The 18,647-nt window shown below is 33.2% G+C and carries 24 protein-coding genes and 1 pseudogene; 23 read left to right on the top strand and 2 right to left on the bottom strand.

Going from position 1 to position 18,647, the window contains the following annotated elements; translation table 11 throughout:
- The first annotated feature begins 161 nt into the window (after window positions 1-161).
- The 4 genes and pseudogenes from ACYH0O_RS18805 to ACYH0O_RS18790 all read left to right on the top strand — a co-directional run bounded on the left by ACYH0O_RS18805 (window position 162) and on the right by ACYH0O_RS18790 (window position 2,827).
- A complete protein-coding gene (locus ACYH0O_RS18805) occupies window positions 162-836 on the top strand; it encodes a DUF5694 domain-containing protein (RefSeq protein ID WP_482629877.1) in 675 nt (224 codons plus the stop codon).
- A 137-nt stretch (window positions 837-973) separates the two neighbouring features.
- Window positions 974-1,453, top strand: a pseudogene (locus ACYH0O_RS18800) (SRPBCC family protein).
- Between the two features lie 90 nt (window positions 1,454-1,543).
- Window positions 1,544-2,134 carry a hypothetical protein gene (locus ACYH0O_RS18795; protein ID WP_482629876.1) on the top strand — a complete coding sequence of 197 codons (591 nt, stop codon included), beginning with the start codon at window positions 1,544-1,546 and terminating at the stop codon, window positions 2,132-2,134.
- Between the two features lie 144 nt (window positions 2,135-2,278).
- A complete protein-coding gene (locus tag ACYH0O_RS18790) occupies window positions 2,279-2,827 on the top strand; it encodes a SurA N-terminal domain-containing protein (RefSeq protein ID WP_426892979.1) in 549 nt (182 codons plus the stop codon).
- 533 nt (window positions 2,828-3,360) lie between these two features.
- On the opposite strand, the gene ACYH0O_RS18785 is transcribed toward ACYH0O_RS18790, so the two are convergent.
- Window positions 3,361-3,813 (bottom strand): hypothetical protein, encoded by a 453-nt coding sequence (locus ACYH0O_RS18785; RefSeq protein WP_482629875.1) that lies wholly within the window; start codon window positions 3,811-3,813, stop codon window positions 3,361-3,363.
- Between the two features lie 178 nt (window positions 3,814-3,991).
- Here ACYH0O_RS18785 and ACYH0O_RS18780 point away from each other — a divergent pair, with 178 nt between their 5' ends.
- From ACYH0O_RS18780 to ACYH0O_RS18740, 9 genes are all read left to right on the top strand, one after another.
- Complete coding sequence (locus ACYH0O_RS18780; protein WP_482629874.1) at window positions 3,992-4,528, top strand: hypothetical protein; 537 nt, start codon at window positions 3,992-3,994, stop codon at window positions 4,526-4,528.
- Between the two features lie 217 nt (window positions 4,529-4,745).
- Entirely contained in the window at window positions 4,746-5,408 is a 663-nt protein-coding gene (locus ACYH0O_RS18775; RefSeq protein WP_482629873.1) for a Type 1 glutamine amidotransferase-like domain-containing protein, read from the top strand.
- A gap of 497 nt (window positions 5,409-5,905) precedes the next feature.
- Window positions 5,906-6,061 carry a hypothetical protein gene (locus ACYH0O_RS18770; protein WP_426893104.1) on the top strand — a complete coding sequence of 52 codons (156 nt, stop codon included), beginning with the start codon at window positions 5,906-5,908 and terminating at the stop codon, window positions 6,059-6,061.
- A 140-nt stretch (window positions 6,062-6,201) separates the two neighbouring features.
- Complete coding sequence (locus tag ACYH0O_RS18765; protein WP_482629872.1) at window positions 6,202-6,327, top strand: hypothetical protein; 126 nt, start codon at window positions 6,202-6,204, stop codon at window positions 6,325-6,327.
- A 175-nt stretch (window positions 6,328-6,502) separates the two neighbouring features.
- Window positions 6,503-7,066 (top strand): YcxB family protein, encoded by a 564-nt coding sequence (locus ACYH0O_RS18760; RefSeq protein ID WP_482629871.1) that lies wholly within the window; start codon window positions 6,503-6,505, stop codon window positions 7,064-7,066.
- Between the two features lie 151 nt (window positions 7,067-7,217).
- Window positions 7,218-7,478 (top strand): hypothetical protein, encoded by a 261-nt coding sequence (locus tag ACYH0O_RS18755; RefSeq protein ID WP_482629870.1) that lies wholly within the window; start codon window positions 7,218-7,220, stop codon window positions 7,476-7,478.
- A gap of 816 nt (window positions 7,479-8,294) precedes the next feature.
- The gene (locus tag ACYH0O_RS18750) at window positions 8,295-8,993 is read left to right on the top strand and encodes a class I SAM-dependent methyltransferase (RefSeq protein ID WP_482629869.1); all 699 of its coding nucleotides are present in this window, start codon (window positions 8,295-8,297) and stop codon (window positions 8,991-8,993) included.
- 69 nt (window positions 8,994-9,062) lie between these two features.
- On the top strand, window positions 9,063-9,425 hold the full coding sequence (locus ACYH0O_RS18745) for a YciI family protein (protein WP_482629868.1): 363 nt from the start codon (window positions 9,063-9,065) through the stop codon (window positions 9,423-9,425).
- Between the two features lie 958 nt (window positions 9,426-10,383).
- Window positions 10,384-10,527 (top strand): hypothetical protein, encoded by a 144-nt coding sequence (locus ACYH0O_RS18740; RefSeq protein WP_482629867.1) that lies wholly within the window; start codon window positions 10,384-10,386, stop codon window positions 10,525-10,527.
- A gap of 88 nt (window positions 10,528-10,615) precedes the next feature.
- Here the strand turns inward: ACYH0O_RS18740 and ACYH0O_RS18735 are convergent, their stop codons facing one another.
- Entirely contained in the window at window positions 10,616-10,738 is a 123-nt protein-coding gene (locus ACYH0O_RS18735) for a hypothetical protein (protein ID WP_482629866.1), read from the bottom strand.
- A 182-nt stretch (window positions 10,739-10,920) separates the two neighbouring features.
- On the opposite strand from ACYH0O_RS18735, the gene ACYH0O_RS18730 reads away from it, so the two are divergent.
- The 10 genes from ACYH0O_RS18730 to ACYH0O_RS18685 all read left to right on the top strand — a co-directional run bounded on the left by ACYH0O_RS18730 (window position 10,921) and on the right by ACYH0O_RS18685 (window position 18,404).
- Entirely contained in the window at window positions 10,921-11,889 is a 969-nt protein-coding gene (locus ACYH0O_RS18730) for an acetyl-CoA carboxylase carboxyltransferase subunit alpha (RefSeq protein ID WP_482629865.1), read from the top strand.
- Window positions 11,890-12,117: 228 nt separating this feature from the next.
- On the top strand, window positions 12,118-12,678 hold the full coding sequence (locus tag ACYH0O_RS18725; protein WP_482629864.1) for a DEAD/DEAH box helicase family protein: 561 nt from the start codon (window positions 12,118-12,120) through the stop codon (window positions 12,676-12,678).
- A gap of 164 nt (window positions 12,679-12,842) precedes the next feature.
- On the top strand, window positions 12,843-13,430 hold the full coding sequence (locus ACYH0O_RS18720) for a GNAT family N-acetyltransferase (RefSeq protein ID WP_482629863.1): 588 nt from the start codon (window positions 12,843-12,845) through the stop codon (window positions 13,428-13,430).
- Between the two features lie 211 nt (window positions 13,431-13,641).
- Window positions 13,642-14,505 (top strand): aldo/keto reductase, encoded by an 864-nt coding sequence (locus tag ACYH0O_RS18715; RefSeq protein ID WP_482629862.1) that lies wholly within the window; start codon window positions 13,642-13,644, stop codon window positions 14,503-14,505.
- Between the two features lie 133 nt (window positions 14,506-14,638).
- On the top strand, window positions 14,639-15,184 hold the full coding sequence (locus ACYH0O_RS18710; protein WP_482629861.1) for a delta-aminolevulinic acid dehydratase: 546 nt from the start codon (window positions 14,639-14,641) through the stop codon (window positions 15,182-15,184).
- Between the two features lie 426 nt (window positions 15,185-15,610).
- Complete coding sequence (locus ACYH0O_RS18705; protein ID WP_482629860.1) at window positions 15,611-16,042, top strand: NUDIX hydrolase; 432 nt, start codon at window positions 15,611-15,613, stop codon at window positions 16,040-16,042.
- Between the two features lie 163 nt (window positions 16,043-16,205).
- On the top strand, window positions 16,206-16,361 hold the full coding sequence (locus ACYH0O_RS18700; protein ID WP_482629859.1) for a hypothetical protein: 156 nt from the start codon (window positions 16,206-16,208) through the stop codon (window positions 16,359-16,361).
- 238 nt (window positions 16,362-16,599) lie between these two features.
- On the top strand, window positions 16,600-16,884 hold the full coding sequence (locus ACYH0O_RS18695; protein ID WP_149156141.1) for a hypothetical protein: 285 nt from the start codon (window positions 16,600-16,602) through the stop codon (window positions 16,882-16,884).
- A 175-nt stretch (window positions 16,885-17,059) separates the two neighbouring features.
- Entirely contained in the window at window positions 17,060-17,509 is a 450-nt protein-coding gene (locus ACYH0O_RS18690; protein ID WP_482632613.1) for a VanZ family protein, read from the top strand.
- A 508-nt stretch (window positions 17,510-18,017) separates the two neighbouring features.
- Window positions 18,018-18,404 carry a hypothetical protein gene (locus ACYH0O_RS18685; RefSeq protein ID WP_482629858.1) on the top strand — a complete coding sequence of 129 codons (387 nt, stop codon included), beginning with the start codon at window positions 18,018-18,020 and terminating at the stop codon, window positions 18,402-18,404.
- Window positions 18,405-18,647 lie beyond the last annotated feature (243 nt).

Raw genomic sequence — 18,647 nt, 5'->3', positions numbered from 1 at the left:
ACGGGCAGTTTAATTGAATAATATGAAACTTATATCATATAGGTCCGTATAACTTTGAAAAGATTAGTTAAGTAAGGGAGAGGTTTGTTATCAAGAGTAAACCAACTGTATTAGTATTAGGAACTAACCATTTAGACACCCCTGATAATGGCGATATGTTTATGCCTAAGACGGAAGGTATTTTGACAGAAAAAAGACAGCAAGAAATCAACGATGTAGTAGGCACTCTGAAGAAATTTCGCCCCTCAAAAGTGGCTCTAGAAGTCCTTAAAGGAAATCAAGATCATTTGAACGAAGAATATAACACCTTCCGTAGTGGCAATTTACGATTGAGTGCAAGTGAACTCCATCAGCTTGGTTATAAACTAGCTAATGAAATGCAACACGATGAGATATTTGCTGTTGACTGGAACTACCAAGTAGAAGGTGTCCCTAATATTGGTGATTGGGCTAAAAAAAATAACTCAAAAATCTTTGAAGAGGTAGCAATCAAAGAAGAACAAAGAACCAAGGAGATAGAGCAATATCTTCATAACCACACAATTCAAGAGTTTCTACTTTGGTTAAATAATCCTAAAAATATCAAGTCAACTCAAGAAACATATATGCAACTTGCTTTAATCGGGGATAAAGATACACCAGCTGGTGCAATGTGGACATCTCAGTACTGGTACTACCGAAATATGGTCATCTATAAAAATGTAGTTGAATTAGCTAAGACAGGAGAGGAAAGAATTTTTGTTCTTTATGGTTCTGGACATCTCTACCTACTAAATCAATTTCTAAAGGAAAGTGGACTTTTCAATATAGAAGTAGCAACTGATTATCTTACATAACAGCAGTCCAATTTATTCAACAAACGGGGGCAATAACTGAAGATTATCTTATTGATCTCAGCTATTGCCTTCTTCAACGATCATGCAGAAGAGTTGAGTAAGAAATAATTGAAACGTTCTTACAAAGGAGAGAGCAAATGCCTATTATTAAGCACAAGGAATTTATACAAGCACCTGTGGAAGTATGCTTTGACCTTGCAAGAAACGTAGATATACATACTAAAACCACTGCTAAAACTAAGGAAAAAGCTGTGGGTGGAGTTACGCTGGGTTTATTAGAAGAGGGAGATAGTGTTACTTGGGAAGCTACTCACTTTGGTATTAAACAAAGGCTAACGGCAAAAGTAACACATATGGAAAAGCCTATTGAGTTTGTTGATATTATGGTAAAAGGAGCCTTTAGTTCTTTTACTCATACACATCAATTTGTAGAAGAAAAAGGTGGAACCTTAATGATTGATACATTAGAATATAAGTCACCTTTTGGTTCAATTGGGATAATTGCCGACAAATAGTTTTTGAAGAGATATATGACAGAGTTTATAATTAACCGTGCAAAAGAACTAAAAAGGATTGCTGAATTAAATAGATGCATATTCAACAAAAGGGGGCAATAACTGAAGACAGCTAATTGATCTTCTGTTATTGTCCATCTTCAATTATTGGGCAGGATACTTGAAGAAGTAAAAGAGTCAATGGGGGATTATATGTATAAAGCAAATTTGAAAAAGTATTTAAACAGATTTCTTTTTTTGTTAATTGGAGTCTTTGTTATTTACAGTTTTTATGTTCAGATTGAATATAGACATTATGTTAATCAGAGTATAGATAGAAATTATGATAATTTATCAATTATTACTGTTAAAGGTAATAATCTGGCTAACAGGCTGGAGGAGTTTGTTAATTTAACTGAAGGAAACAGTGAAGTGAAAAGCGATTTGTACAACAATTGGAGAATTGTTAAAGGAGAAAGTAGAAGCATTCATTCCTACTTATTTGCTATCAATACAATACATATGGGAGACGCATCATCCGATTGGGATTTAATGCAATATAGCTTATTTCGTGTTGATGAATTTATATCTGGTATGACAAATAAGTTCCTTGAAAATCATTCTTATGCCATAAGTAATGAAGAAAAAGAGAAAATGGAAGCCGTAATTACAGTTTTTAGAACCATCAGTGAAGAAATAGACAATGAATTTATTGACATGAAAAGTATTTTACAGTCAATAAAGGAACCAATGCTAATTATTGATGACAATTATTCAAATACACTTGAACGAATAGGTAGGTAAACCAATAAAAGACTAGATTATAAAGCTAACCGGAGCCAAATAGCAGCCAGCTTGTCTTCAGAAAGACTTAGTATCTTCAGCTATGGGCAGGTTAGTCGAATAAGCTAAGGTCGTAATGTAAGCAAACAGAAAGGTTGAATACTTTTGAAGAAATTTATTGTTTTTATGCTTTTCACAATGTCACTTTTGGTAGGATGCGTAATAGGCGATGCACAAAAAGGAGGGGTTAACGTTGTAGCTCTGAATGAATATGTAACGGAAAATAAAATTGAGAGGAGAATACAATCCTTAGAGAGTCTCAACTCTAAGCAATCATTAGATAAAGAAAACATAAGAGCTAATGCGATAGAACAATTAATCGATGACTACATATTAATGTATGAAGCTAAAACCCAAGGCTTTTCTGTATCGGATGAAGAAGTTCAAGAGGTTATAGAATTTAATATAGAGATGGCAAATGAAGCACAAAATGAAAACTTCCATAACCTTCTCAATGAAATGAATATGACAGTAGAAGAATACTACAAAGAATATGCTTATGAATCGATGAAGGGAAAGTTATTGGAAAACAAACTGTATGACGATATAACATCTAAGGGTGAAGAGTGGAATGAATTCAAGAAGAAAGTAATAAACGAATTTAGAGAAAAAAATGATACTCAAATTAAAAATCTTTTAGAAAAAGTAAATTAATGTGGGAGAGTCTTTATTCCATAAAAGGGGGCGTTGATCTAAGAAGGATTAACGCTTTTTTTGTTGAAGTTATTGGATTAACGGGCAGGTTAATGGAATAATGAATGAAAATGCCACTCCGAAATATATATTCTTAAGTATACGATGAGACATTCACTGAAGAACTATTAACGGTGGTTTTAATGAATTAGGTTTATTCTGCTTGGAGGTCTGAAAATGGAGAATCCTAAAAAAAGATTCATTTAAAATTCAAAATATATATAGACAAAAAACAAGGAGAAAAAGGGCAAATAATAATAAATTTGAAGTAATAATTATTGCTATCATTTTCTTAACAATAATAATAGTAAAATGGCTTGACTAAATTCTGCGGTTCATTATTGAAAACTTAATATCAGCTAATTGATACGACTATTGCCATGTTCAACTAAAGGGCAGGTTTGTGAATAATAAAAACTCTAATGATAAGGCACTTTTGACTAATCTTGCTCAGAAAAAAAGAGTAGAAAACATTCTTCTCAACACAATAACTATTATTGTTGAAAAATGAATTCTTCTCTATATTTTCTCTCGGTATTATCATCTTCCTTTGTCCATGTTACAACGACTTTAAGATATGAAGATTTTTTAGACAAACCAAAATTTTGAAAATGAAAATTATTGGACGAGTATTTTTCCTTATTTAGTTCAGCTGTAAAAAGTTCATACTGAGTATCTAATTTAGGCTCTTCTCTATAAGCCTCAACCTTTTCCAATTTGATTTTTTCATCACTAACATTTTTTATGTCCAGACTAAAAACATTATACAAATCAGGATTTGTCGATTTATTTAACTTGGGATTATTAGTATCTGGTTTTCCAACTACAACCTTCCAATTCTTTGTTGTCTCAGCTGAGGGTAATTTTTCTAATGTGGCAGCTGAAGTATTAACAGGTGCCAGGAATAATAATACTGACATGAATACTAGGGGGAAGATCAGCTTCATTTAATCACATCCTATTTTTTTATTTTAGTTTAACTTTTAATATCAATTATATTCATGTTTTATAAAATCATTTTCAAAGATTATGTTGTATTTGCTGAACAAATAACTGCCCGTTGTTTGTTCAAGTAATGGGCAGTTTAGTGGAAGACCGATATAAACTAAAAGGGGGATGATGTGATTGAAAAAAAATAAAATATTCGTTGTTTTGTTTCTCATTGGCCTTGGCTCAATTTGGTTCATTGGAAGAGGAGACGACAAGGAACAGATAGCAAATGAAATTAAAGAACATTGGAGCATAACAAATATACAAGAAATTGAACTTATCGATAATAATAAATCTATTGCCCTATTTAAAGATAGTGAGGGTGGGGAATGGGAAATGTATCTTGAAAAGTCTTTTTTATCCTGGAATAACAAAATGGATTTCTCATTTTCTCCTCCAGAAGGGACAAATGAACCTTTCTTTATTTCAATGTTCGATTCCCCTTTTAGTAATGAAGGAGAATATCACGCGATTTCACTTAGGGTGTTGGATAGTGAAATAGCTAACGTAAAAATGGTTAACGGGAAGAATATCATTCATAATTTCGAACTGACAAGTGTGGATTCAGGAGAAAAATTTGCTTTTTACAGAACTAAAAGTGATGCAATATATGAAGCTGAGTTTATTGCTTATAATAGTAAAGGCGAAGTAGTTTCAAGTCACAAGAATTAAATATAATTAGGTTTCTCAACTAACGGGGGCGTTGATCTAAGAAGGATTAACCCTTTTTTTGTTGAAGTTATTGGATTAACGGGCAGGTTAATTGAAGAGCGTTGTTTAACTTGTTTTCAACAATCGGGCCGTATTGAGAGTATTTTGTTAGTGACAAGAAAACAGAATGAGTGACGCAAGGAATGAAAGTTTTTTACACTTTGCTACGGGGGTACTTATGAAAACTCACTATTATTTAGGTTGGTTTAACAATTTCTTTCCAGAGAATCTGGGCAGGCTGTTACAGGAGGATATAACTGATAGAAAATCGCTTGCTATGATTAGCTCGAATCCATCTATTTATGAAGATGATGGTGCTACTGAACGCTCCTGGCTTGACCAGGCTGGCATTATGTTTGATGAATATCATTTAATTAATTATCGCGTACAGAAGGAAGATGCCCAAACGAAAATTCAAAATGCTTCAGTCATTTTCTTGTTGGGTGGCAATACTCTTAAACAAAATGGTTTTTTGATGGAATATGAATTATCGGACTCTATTAAAAAAAGCAGCGCCGTTGTGATGGGAGCAAGCGCTGGTGCAATCAACATGTCCGCTAAATGGTTATGCTCGAAAAGCTTTGGATATAAAGTTGAAATGAGCTCTGTTTACGACGGAATTGGTCTTGACAATTTTTCCGTCCTGTCTCATTTTGATCTTGAAAATAATATTGCACTGGTTCAAAGCGAACTTTCTCTCCTATCGGAAGAAATAAATATTTATGCGTCGAACAAAGATTGCGCTGTACGTGTAAAGGGAGACAAAATCGACGTTTTTGGCAATGTTTTTTTAATTTCCCACTCAAAGATTCAGAAATTGGATGAGACGCTCAAATTGTAGTGAATGGCTATGGATTAATTGAATTAATTTCGTTATGCAAGGCCTAATTTAAAAATTTATTGAAGGAGAACTATGTAAAATAGGATCGTCCGGAAAACATAGATGTACAGAACGGTCTACTGCAATCGGGCGCGAGTGTTGAATGTGCGTCTCTTTTTTCTACTTCAACTAATGGGGGCGTTGATCTAAGAAGGATTAACGGGCAGGATAGCGGAATAAGGAACTTAATTTAATTTTAAGGGGGAGAGAAATATTGGAGAAGGATAAGTTAGAACTGATTTAGGTTGGAAGTTTAGCAGTTATTGCAATTAGTTTGGCTATTATTGCTTGCTTGGCGAATGGGTGATGTAGTTAACTATCTATACGTATAGCTCTGAAGTAAAACGCTTTTCTTTAAGGGGCGTTTGCTGTACCACCAGCCGTCCTTTTTCAAGTAAAGGGAGTTTAGTTGAAGAGATAATGTTAAAAAGGTTTTACAAATTAGAGGAGATGAGAAAATGCAATTTGTTGCTATACTATTTCTTTTTGCAGTTGGTGTTTTCATAATTTACTATTTACCGCTTGTATCAAGAGAATTAAATAAAGCAACCAAACAGAATGAAGTTATTATTAAACTCCTAGAAAAAAGCATTGATAAAGATGGAGATAAATAAAACCCTTTTTAAAAGAAAGGCAGTTACTTTGTAAGACTCACCCTCGATTGTTCAAGTAACGGGTAGGTGTTAATGGAACAAGGGATATAGAGTAAGTACGATAAAATAATTTATAGATGCTTAATAATGGGGGTATTCTTATGTGGCTTTTTTCAATACTTATAGTGGTGGGTGTTGGAACAATTGTTGGTTTTTTGAAAGAACAATCTAAACAGAATAAAAGAATTATTGAACTACTTGAAGAGATAAATCAAAAAAGCAATTAAATTCAATTATCTAGGTGTTTGCTTAGCAGGCAACCGCCCAGACCTGGGTTCCTTCAGAGCCTCTTCGGCTAACGGGCAGGTTAACGGAATATGCTGAGATTTAAATAAATAGGTTATGCGTAGAATTGTTTCTAAATTAATTAATGAAAAAATTGAATCTAAGGAGGAGTGTCCATTGAACAACACAGATATAGATTCTAGAAAAGATCTGACTGTGCGTGGTACATTAACTTTCAAAGAATATAAAAAGTTTGCATCTTTTCATAGTAGAAGATGGATTATATGGCTTACGCTATCTACATTTATACTGTTCTTTCCTTTAAGCATTTACTTTCTTTATAATCCTGGAGATATTTTTTCTTTTGAAGGAATGGCAGCCATTTTTTTGCTGAGTTCCACATTTTCAGTTATTATTTCGGGAATATTTTTTCTTTACGCCAAAGCGATTATTAGAATAAAAACATCAAGAGAATATAAGAGTGACCAATTGATAAAGAATGAATTCATTTATACATTTAGTGAAGATGGAATAAATCAAAAAAGAGGCAGATCGATAAATTATATTGAATGGAATGAAATTGTTTTTGTTCGAGAATACCCTCCTATGTTTCTTTTATATATATCAAAAAATAAAGCCATCGTAATGCCGAGGAGATTTTTTGAATCAAATGAAGAAATAAAGTTATTCAAGCAAATTATTAAGGGGAATGTTTCATCAGAAAAGAATAACATTACCTAGTGGTGTCTTTCATTAAAGGGGGCAATAACTGAAGATCAGCTAATTGATCCGGCTAATGCCCTTCTTCAATTATTCGGGCAGTTTAATGGGATAAGGTCATTGAAATTATTAATGAATTTAGTTAGGTTAGCGTTGAATGGAGTTGGTATGTATGTATTTGTTTCTATCAATAATTTTAAGTACAGTATTAGGCCTCATTTTATGGATCATGGGTCCTGTTTTTGGTGGTCTTGTTGCTTTCGGAATTGTTGTAGGAAGCCTATTTCGTGGATTATATTTACTAAATGAAATTCATAAAGGAATTTTAGGCACATTATCTGAAGAGGAAAAAACAGAAGTAAAGAACCAGCAAAATCATATGAAAAATGCAAGAGTATATAAAAGATACTTAGAAGAAAGGGCAGATAAATAATTCAAGTAAAGGTCGAGTTTGTTTAAAGGAGTTACATGCTAATATAGTGTCAGTGGGGGTGTTTTAGATTAGTGTAATCATAAGTTTTTTTCTTTATTTAATTATTCTTTTTGGTATAGCTACTTTATTATTTTTCTCGTTAGTTTCAATATGGAGTACATCTGAACCTGCTATTGCTTACTTATTGTCGTTAATTATTACTCACTTGATATTAAATACATATGGGCAAGTTGGTAAAAAATCTTAGTGATTTGGCTATTAAGCTAAAAGGGGAAGTCTTTCCATTAAAGGGGGCGTTGATCTAAGAAGGATTAACGCTTTTTTTGTTGAAGTTATTGGATTAACGGGGCAGGTTAATTGAATATACAGAAAATCATCGACTCATTAAAGTGTTCCAATTAACTGAGCTTGAGATTAATAAAAGTACAAGATTTTAGGAAAGGGGCTTGGTTATTCAAGTTCCTTTTTGTGTTAATTCAATTGTTACACTCTCGTTGTTTATCCCTAAACGGTTTACTTGTAACATTTTTATAACCTTTGTAATGAAGTAACATGATAAATAAAAAAGTGATACCTTTTAAACGATTTCTAACTGAGTGCAGTAAGGTTTTATGGTGAGGATGTATAATGCTATTAAAGGGACGGTTGCAACTCTTAAACGCGTAAAAAAAGATGTTGAAGTGTGCTTTTTGTACGTGTTTATGGGATTTAACCAATCGACATGTAACTTGTTTTTAATGGTGACTTAACAAAGGGGATTGTAATATTTAGTAAAATAGAATAGTGGAAAAAAATTACTGAAAGAGGTTGCTGTTTATGAGAGAAATTATCACTAATTATGAGGATTTAATGGAAATATTAGATTCGCTATTCCGTGAACCAACTGGTTTCTGGGATGATTTTTATTCTGAACGTGAAAAGAGAGTCCCCTTTTTTGCAAACGTACCTGATGAAAATTTAGTTAGCTATTTTGATCGCAATCTAGTAAGACCAGGGAGAGTTCTTGAATTAGGGTGTGGTCCAGGTCGAAACGCTATCTATTGTGCTAAGCAAGGTTGCAAAGTAGATGCAATTGATCTATCACAAGAGTCCCTTGATTGGGCAAAGGAACGAGGATCTGAAGAAAATGTAGAAATAAACTTCAAAAAAGAAAATATCTTTAAGCTAGAAGTGGAACCAGATTCCTATGACATTGTTTATGACTCTGGTTGCTTACACCATATTCCTCCCCATAGAAGAATAAGTTATATTAATTTAGTGGAAAAAGCATTAAAGCCTGGTGGTTATTTTGGTTTAACGTGCTTTTTACCTGGTGGGGAATTAGGCGGAGCAAATATTACGGATTTGGAAGTTTATAAACAACTAAGTCTAAAAGGTGGACTAGGTTACTCGGAGGATATGTTACGTTCAATTTTCAAGGATTTTAAAGCAATAGAAATTCGTAATATGAAGGAAGTTACGCAACCTAATGTTTTTGGTGTAGCAGGTTTATTAACTGCATTATTTCAAAAATAGAAGTTCAGAAGATACTTACTAATATCAACAGAAAGCTATAATCAAGCAAGTATTAAGGAGGAGTAACTAATGAAATTTATGATGGTTGTAAAGGCTTCGAAGGATTCTGAAACAGGGACAATACCAAAGGAGCAGATGGAGCAGATGTTTGCTGCGATGAAGAAATACAATGAAGAACTAAAGAAAGCAGGAGTTTTGGTTTCAGTCGGTGGACTCCATCCAAGCTCAAACGGCATTCGTATTTCTTACCCTGTTCCGGGAGAACCGCCGACCATTACAGAGGGTCCTTTCGCCGAAGTCAATGAGTTGATTGCAGGGTATTGGTTCATTGATGTGAATTCTCGCGAGGAAGCCATCGAGTGGGCGATGCGTGCGCCAGATCCGCATGGTCTTGGAGAAGGACAGATTGAGCTTCGCCAAGTATTTGAATAGAAAAATAAGCTGCATGTCGGTTTTAACAATGGTTCTAATGAAGTGGTTCTAATCAATCATAAAGCTAGTAAATTAAACATATAAGGCAATAACCATTATGGCTTGGTATAAATGCTATGATTTATTTTTTATTTATAAAATACTGATGTTTGTGAAGTAGTGTACTTAAACGAAAAGGGGGCGATTGTTGAACAAGCAACCGTCCTTCTTTCGGTTTAATCGCAATGTTAGGATCTTCGGCTATCGGGGCAGGTTAACGGAATGAGAAGTATTCATTCACCTAATGCAAAATGTTACAATTTGGTAGAGGTGAAATGAGTGAGTATATTTCTTGTGGTTATCATTCACATATTTATAGGATTAGCAATAAATTATTTTTATGGAACATTGCCAAAAGGACTTACTGTATTTGCATCTGTGTTTTTAATTATGAGTTTTCTTTATTGGGGAACAATTTTTATAAATTCGTTTTTAAACTAACGAGGGCTATAACCGAAGATCATCAGCTAATTGATCCAGCAATTGCCTTTCTTCAATTATTAAAGAGCAGGATGATTGAATATCTCCGTAATTAAGTTAGTCGTCTTATGATAGGACTGAAACTATGCACACAAAAAACAAGATGAAAATCAAAGGCTAAGATTTGTACAAGGCTTATACAGAAAGAAGAAGCATAAAAAAAGAATAAAAGTTGAAGATAACAAAATCAGGTCAGTGTTTGTTGGTATTTGCGTTTTAATAATATTTTTCTTTTTAATAACAAGTGTATTGTTCGAAATTGGTGTACCATTACCAAGTTTTTTAGAAGGTAAAAAACAACACAAAATGTACTCAATCAAGACTTGGAGGCTTCATAAGATGAAGGGACAATCTATTTGATATTTAGAAAAAGCCGTATTAAAGAACCAGCAGCCTTCTGGAATCAATGGTTGAACCGTCAAAAAAGGAGGTGAAATGTATGTGGCTGTTAATTGGGATTATAGTGTTTTTTGGTCTTGCAGGTTCACTAGGTCGTAGAGTTCTTAGAGGTAGTAAAGAAGAGCAACTTCAGGAACTTGAAAGAATTAAGTCTAACAGTAGTGGATTTGGTGGAGGACTTTAATACAAATCTATTCAATTATAGAGGATAGCTGAAAATCAACTTAATGATTTTCAGCTATTGCTTTATAAAGGAACAGTGTTTTCATTTGCTAATTTGCTTTTTCACCTGTTTTATTATCAAGAGCGTTTTCTATAACCTCATCAGAAATCACAATACGCTCCAATTCATCATATTTCGAAATTTCTTCCTCGATGGTAGTCTCGGTTTCCAATCGATCTTCCATGTCAGTCAAATACGGGCCATTTAATGGAATGGAAATCTTGATGAAAACTAGAAATTAGATGTATAGAAGTGTTTAATTATCTTTGTAAAAAGTTCTGATAATTGCTATTATTTAATATGTTGTTTTTTAAACATTTACTATAGTTGTCAATAATTCTAAGGAGATTACAAATGATTTTAGATTTTGAACGCCCAATCCTTGATTTACAAAATAAAATAACTGACTTGAAAAAACTCACATCTGAAGGAGATCTTGATTTATCAAAGGAAATCGTCCTTTTAGAAGTTCGATTAAAGAAATTAGAGGATAATATATACAACAATCTTACTCCATGGCAAAGAGTTCAGATTGCTAGACACAAAAATCGCCCTACTACACTAGAATACATTCCCTTACTGTTTACTGATTTTATTGAATTATGTGGGGATAGATTATATGGTGATGACAAAGCGATCATTGGCGGAATTGCTAAGTTCGATGGGGTCCCAGTTACCATCATTGGGCAGCAAAAAGGCAGGAATACAAAGGAGAATATTGCAAGAAATTTTGGTATGCCACATCCAGAAGGCTATAGAAAAGCTCTAAGATTGATGAAACAAGCTGAGAAATTCAATCGTCCAATCATCACTTTTATTGATACACCTGGTGCGTATCCAGGTAAAGAATCTGAGGAACGAGGAATATCTGAAGCTATTGCACGCAATTTGGTTGAAATGAGCGGTTTAAGGGTTCCTATAATTTCAATCGTCCTTGGTGAAGGAGCAAGTGGTGGAGCTTTAGGAATTAGTGTTTGCAACCATTTACATATGTTAGAAAACACTTGGTATTCGGTTATTTCACCAGAGGGAGCAGCTTCTATTCTATGGAAAACTTCTGCAAAAGCACCACAAGCAGCTGAATCACTTAAAATCACTGCGAAAGACTTAAAAGAACTTGAGATTATTGATAAATTGATCCCAGAAATTAAAGGTGGAGCGCACAAAGATATACATACTCAAGGTCAGGAAATAAAGAAGGTGATTAAGGATTCCCTAAAAGAACTTTGTTTAATGTCTTCAAATGACTTATTACACCATAGGTCTGAAAAGTTTAGGAATATAGGTAAGTTTGAAACAATAGAATCCCCTGTTCTTATTTAATATATTATTCCTGATTTGAATATTAAAGCTGAAGAGTACATAGTATCAATCTGCTTTTCTTATGTACAGTAACTGTGCAATCTAGCCAATTACACTGGAGAATTCTAAGAGTGTTGTTTCAGAAACGGTGGCGAATCAGCTGATCTCCAGCTTTTTCTTTATTCCATTATGGACAGGATTGTGGAAGTAATGAATAAATGTTGTATATAAGTAAATGGAGGAAAAATTATGAAGTTGGTATTATTATTCGGACCGCAAGCAGTTGGGAAAATGACTGTAGGACAAGAATTAGAGAAAATTACAGATTTAAAACTTTTTCATAACCATATGACAATTGAATTACTCCAACCATTCTTTGGTTTCACCTCTGAAATGTGGCGATTATCAAACCTAATGAGAGAAGAAATCTTTGAAGCTTATTCTAAAAGCAATAATTATGGAATGATTTTCACTTTTGTATGGTCATTTAACCAACAAGAAGATTGGAAAAGGGTTGAAAGGGTTTCTCGAATATTCGAATCCAAGGGTGGAGAAGTTTATTTTGTAGAGCTAGAAGCTGATTTTAGGGAAAGGCTAGTTCGGAATAAAACAGCAAACAGACTAGAACATAAACCGTCGAAAAGAGATTTTGAGCATTCCGAACAAAGAATCATTGCTTCAATGGAAAAATTAAGGTTGAATTCAACCCAAGGAGAAATAAAAAAGAAAAACTATATGAAAATCAATAATACAAACATGGATGCAGAAGAGGTGGCTAACAACATTAAAAATGAGTTTCAGTTTTTTTAAACAATTGAAATTTGGGATTGTTGTATAAGAGAACGTCTTTCAGATACTCCATTAACGGGCGCTATTCCTGAACAAGGGAGGATTATAAAGGGGACATATTGAAATTGTAAGTTATTCTTGAAATAGTTGAATTAATATAAAATTGACTTACAAGGGGAAAATTTATGAAACATAAGGCATCAGAAATATTATTTAGGATAGATTGTGGAGATATTTATCTCCAAGAGTTTTCAATTGAAGTTGCAGATAGTATTTACAGAATATCAAATCAACCAGAAATATTTAATTACTTGCCAGACTGGAAATCAACAAAAGAACAAAGGGTTGATTGGGTTTCCAATTACGAAATACCAGCAAATAAAGCATTTCTTGATGCTGCTACGAAAACATCCAACATAGAAGGTCATTTTTTAAAACTAGGGGTATTTATTAAGGAAACAGATGAATTTATTGGTTGGTGTTGTACAGGTATTAAAGATGAGTTGCCTCCACCAAATAGAGAAATTATGTATGCCATTTCAAGTAAATATCAAAAGAAAGGCTACGCAACTAAAGCTTTTAAAGGGTTGATTGACTATTTGTTTACAAATACAAATTCAGAAAACATTAACGCAGTAGCTTTAATTAATAATGTATCATCAAATAAAGTTATCCAAAAATGCGGATTTACTTATGTGAGTCAACTGATGATAGAAAATGAACTATATAATCACTATATATTGAGTAAATCAGAGTGGAAGAAAAAACATTAAAGTAAGTGTTCGTTACTCCATTAAAGGGCGCTTTCCTGGAACAAGGATAAGCGTCATTTTCATTTTTGTGCAGGATAATCTGATACCATAACGAATATTAAAAGCTTATCAAAGTATATGCAGCCATTTTTTCTTAACAAAATTGCAGGATGCTTCAATAATAAATGTTAGAATTTGGACTACATGAGGAAATAAATTCAGGGAGGAATCTATGTTATATCGTAGACTCGGGAACACATTGGAACGAATTCCTGCTTTAGGACAGGGGACATGGAAGTTTGGTGAGAATAAGTCCAGTGAAAAACAAGAAATTGAGGCACTTCGTTTCGGTTTAGCAAATGGCCTCACATTAATTGATACTGCAGAAGAGTATGGTAATGGGGGAGCTGAAAAAATTGTTGGTCAAGCCATACAGGATGTCAGAAAAGATGTTTTCCTTGTTACAAAAATATCTGCAAAAAATTGTTCGTATAATGGTGTTCTAAGAGCAGCAGAGGCAAGTTTAGAACGTTTAAAGACGAGCCATATAGATTTATATTTACAGCACTGGCCAAGCAAACAATTTGAAATTTCGGAGACAATGGGAGCCATGGCTGAGTTAGTAAATAAGGGTTTAGTGAAGTACGTTGGTGTAAGTAATTTTACACCACAGTTAATGAATGAAGCTCAACACTATTTAGGCAGTATCCCACTAGTTTGCAATCAAGTAGCATATCACTTAAATGATAGACGAGTTGAGAATGATGTCTTGCCGTACTGTAAGGAAAATAACGTAACGGTAATGGGGTATTCTCCATTCGGGTATGCCCCGAAAGTTTTTGGTATGAATGGATTTCCTGAGGTCGGTACAATGGAACGTGACGTTTTGAATTCAATAGCAAATAAATATAATGCATCAGCGTATCAAGTGGCCCTGAATTGGGTATTAAGGCAGGAACAACTTGTTACTATTCCAAAGGCGGTAAATAAGGAACATATTAATGATAATTTGAACGCTATAAGCTGGAATTTAGAGAAAGATGATCTTGAGCAGCTCGATGATATTTTTCCGCTTATCAAAATATCATCGAGGTAATGGAGAACACAAGGGTCGGTGTTCAACAAAAAGGCGCAATAGCTGAAGATCGACTACTTGATCTTCAGCTATTGCCCATCTTCAATTATTGGGACAGGATAGTTTAATAAGCTATTTAAGGGGGAGAGCTTTTTTGAGTAATTCAAATATTGATATTGCTTTAGTAGTCGGTCCCGACAGTAATCTTGAAGCACAAGCAATACGTTCAAGTTTAGAAGCGTTTAATGTAAGAATATTAACATATTGGATTGGACGCCCGAATGACTTGATTAAAATTTTGTCAGAGGAGGATGCTGACTTTATCATCCTTTCATTCCACGGAGTTGAAGGCGAATTAGTGATGCCAAAACTTGGTGAAATGGTATACGAAGATAATGAACCAAGAAACAATTTTGGTGCAAGGGAAATCCTTGAATATGGTAAGTTTAATAATCATTTAGTGATTGGTAATGGTTGTACATTGGGATATCCTGAATTAGCAAATGCATTTCTTAGTGTTGGTTGTAGAACATACATTGGTCCAGGAGATTATATAGATGGTAATGCAACATTGTATTTTATTATACGTTTCTTTTATGAAATATTATCAAATAAAAGGACAGAATTAGAAGCTTATGAGTTAGCGAAGTCAACGGATAAAGAAACAAATTTATACGAATGGTATTCTGCTAATACATAAATGATTGTGAAATAGTGTACTTAAAGTAAAGGGGGCTTATTAAGAAAAGGGTAGGATTCTAAAATAAAGGGGTTATTATTTTGAAGAACACTAAATTAAGAGTTGTATGGATTATTCTAATATCTTCTGTTACCTGATGTTTGTAGGATCTTCAACTTTTATAACATTAAATGTAGAAGCTTTACGAGAAATAAATCGATTAGGTATATGGGTAGTTGCAATAATTATACTTTTCTTAATATGCATTTTCGGTAGTTATAGAATTTGGTCATGGATAAAAGAAGGAAAAATGTAATAATTTTCATTAAGCTAATGGGGGCGTTGATCCAAGAAGGAGTAACGCTTATTTTGTTGAGGTGATTGGATTAAAGGGGCAGGATTGTGGAAGAACGATCTTATTACTTTATTAACCTTGGAGGGTAGTTGATGTATCCAAGAGCAAATACATTAGGAATAATCGTTAAGGACAACTATCTTCTTTTAGAAGAGCAGAAAGGAAAGCACTCAAAAGGAATAGGCTTTTATTACCGCCCTATAGGCGGTATTGAACTCGGTGAGAGGTCAAATCAGACTTTGGTGAGAGAGTTTAGTGAGGAGTTAGGCGTTGAAATTATTGTCAGAAGATATATTTCCTGCATAGAAAATATTTTTAAAATAGACGAAAACATAGGGCACGAAATAACACAGATATATTTTGTGGATTTTAAAGATAGGAATTTATATCAGAAGGAACATTTTACAGTAACTGAAGGTAATAAGATTACTCGTGCAAAGTGGGTTTCCAAAGAAGAGATTTTTTCAGGAGAAAAGGTGCTTTACCCCGATGGATTACCAGAATTGCTGAAACAGGAAATTTAAATACTTTCTTCAACTACTGGGGGTGATTGAGGAAAATAGCAGCCGCCTCTAAAATGTTCAAGCAAAGGGCAGTCATGCTAAAGAAAGTGAAACTTTCCAAGAGGGTTTTCGTATAGTCAATTAAGATAGTTAGAGAAATAATTGTTATGTTTGAGGGGGTTCTATGAAGACGCTGCTTGATGGGATAAAGAACATATTTTTAGATTTATTTGCAATGGGGAAAGGCTTTATCTATGGTTTTGTTATGATTGCACTGCTAGTTCTAATTGGTGGGGCTTTATTATACGGTATTTTGTACCTTCGTAATTTGATATTTTAACTTTATAGGCTTCTTCCATTATAGGGGGCGTTGATCTAAGAAGGATTAACGCTTTTTTGTTGAAGTTATTGGATTAACGAGCAGATTTGTTCAATAAGAAATCACAAAAGGAATGAGCATTTACTGTGAAATAAGATTAGACGTATTAATGACTAATAAAAAAGTAATGCAAAAAAATTGAGATGAAGCACATTAGTATTATTACAGGACATAAATAAAAATATATGGAGGTATAGTTATGTGGGTAATTCTAGGGGTTATTGCTATAGTAGCAACTTTTATAAATCTTTATATGTATAAAGCAGGAAAGGATTATAAGCTTGCTATGGCGATGGGATTATCATTTACAGCATTAACACTTTGTGCAGAATACAGTCTTGTTTCTCGTTGGGTAAAAGTAGAAGATTGGGCAGCTTTATCGGATGTAGTACCTGGTATGGAAAGGGCATTATGGTTTTTGACAATTGTTTCTATCTTACTAAATATAGCACCTATAATTTTAGAACGAAAAGGTAAGAAATAATTACTTATTGTCACTTCAATTATATAATATGCAATTATTGTGTAGGTCTTTATGTATAACAAACGGGGGCATTAACAGAAGATCAGCTACTTGATCCGGATAATGCCATTCTTCAATTATTGTGCAGTTTAATGTGTAAATATAAGATAGGAGTAATCTAATTGTGCGGTTTTTTATGAAAGTAATTTTAGTGGTAATATTGTGTCTTTATTTATTGGTTCTTTCAAAGCTTATCCTATTTAAATTTCTAACAATCCCTGACATTATTAGTCATTTTACTTTTAGTTATGACGATTACTATTGGAACAATCATAACTTTATACCATTTAAAACGATAATTTTTTATTTGTTCATAGCAGATATAAATTTCAATATTAGAGTTGACAACCTAGCTGGAAATATTATTGGTTTTGTCCCGTTTGGTGTTATTTTACCTTTATTATCAAAACGTTTTCGGTTGTTTAAGAAGGATATGTTAACATCATTATGTATAAGTTTGGCATTTGAACTTATTCAATTGGTTTTTAAGTTTGGAAGTTTCGATGTTGATGATTTAATCTTAAATACATTTGGTGGGATTTTAGGATACATACCTTTCCACACTTTCACATTATATAAAAATTAAAAAAAGAGGAAAAATGTAGAGCTTAAATTACCCAATTAAAGAAGGGGAGCATTCGTAAGTTAGAGTTGCATATTTTACACCTTTTAAGAATAGAGAATAGAAACAAACTTTGTATTAAATGGGGTGTCTCTATGCTATTTCTAACTAAACCTAATGAAATACACCTTTGTGGAAGAACTGCTTGTGCAAGTGGGGAAGAATTATTCATTACTTTTCTAGTAATAGTAGTATTATTTACTGCATATAAGATAATTTACAAGAAATAGTACTAAGGTCAATAACTATGAGTGAAAAATCGGTTCTTCCATTAAAGAGACAGGTTAATTATATAATCTTTATTATATAAACAATGCAGTTTAACGGAATAAATCTATAATTCTAAAACCTTATCCTTATACCCATCGTCAAACCTTCATAGGGAACATTAGTTAAAAAGACCTCACAAGATTTAATATATTTCTATTACAAAATCATAAGTGGTTTATAAATAATGGAAAGGAGAGGTAAAGTGAAAAAAAAAGAAATAATTATATTTGCACTTTTATTAGGGGCAATAATAGTAATTTTGGTTGGCTGGTCAGTTTCAAGAGGAAAGATGTATGATTATAACTTTTCAGAAGTAGCTAAGAATCTGGAAACAGCACCATTTAACACAAAAATTCCAACTAAAGTACCTTTCGAGGATATGCAACTTTATGATTTTGGTTCTAATAATCAGAAAGTTGAATTTACCCTATTCAATGTGGATAAAGAGCTCTTAACAGTTAACATATTGAAAGATGAGGTTGAGTACCCAAAAGAAATAAAGAAAGAGAATATTAAAATAGGAAGAGATGTAAATGGTAAGTATATTCCAGAACACTCAGGTATGGCAACACGGAGACCTTTTTTATGAAAAAGCATTTAGCTATAAACTTTCTCCTATAGAGATTAGTAAAGAGCAGTTAATCAAAATGGCGGAATCGTTTAAGTAAAAACTTATTTAACATTTAGCTATTCTTGGAGTGATTGCTCTCTTTATTAACATTGTTCCGTTAAAGGGGGCGTTGATCTAAGAAGGATTAACGCTTCTTTTGTTGAAGTTTTTATTGGATTAAAGGCAGGTTAGTTGAAGAATCATCTTTATGTCTTATTCCAC

The organism is Rossellomorea sp. H136 (genome assembly GCF_056838065.1).
The sequence above is the reverse complement of the archived record's forward strand: the minus strand, read 5'-3'. Positions and strand labels throughout refer to the sequence as shown.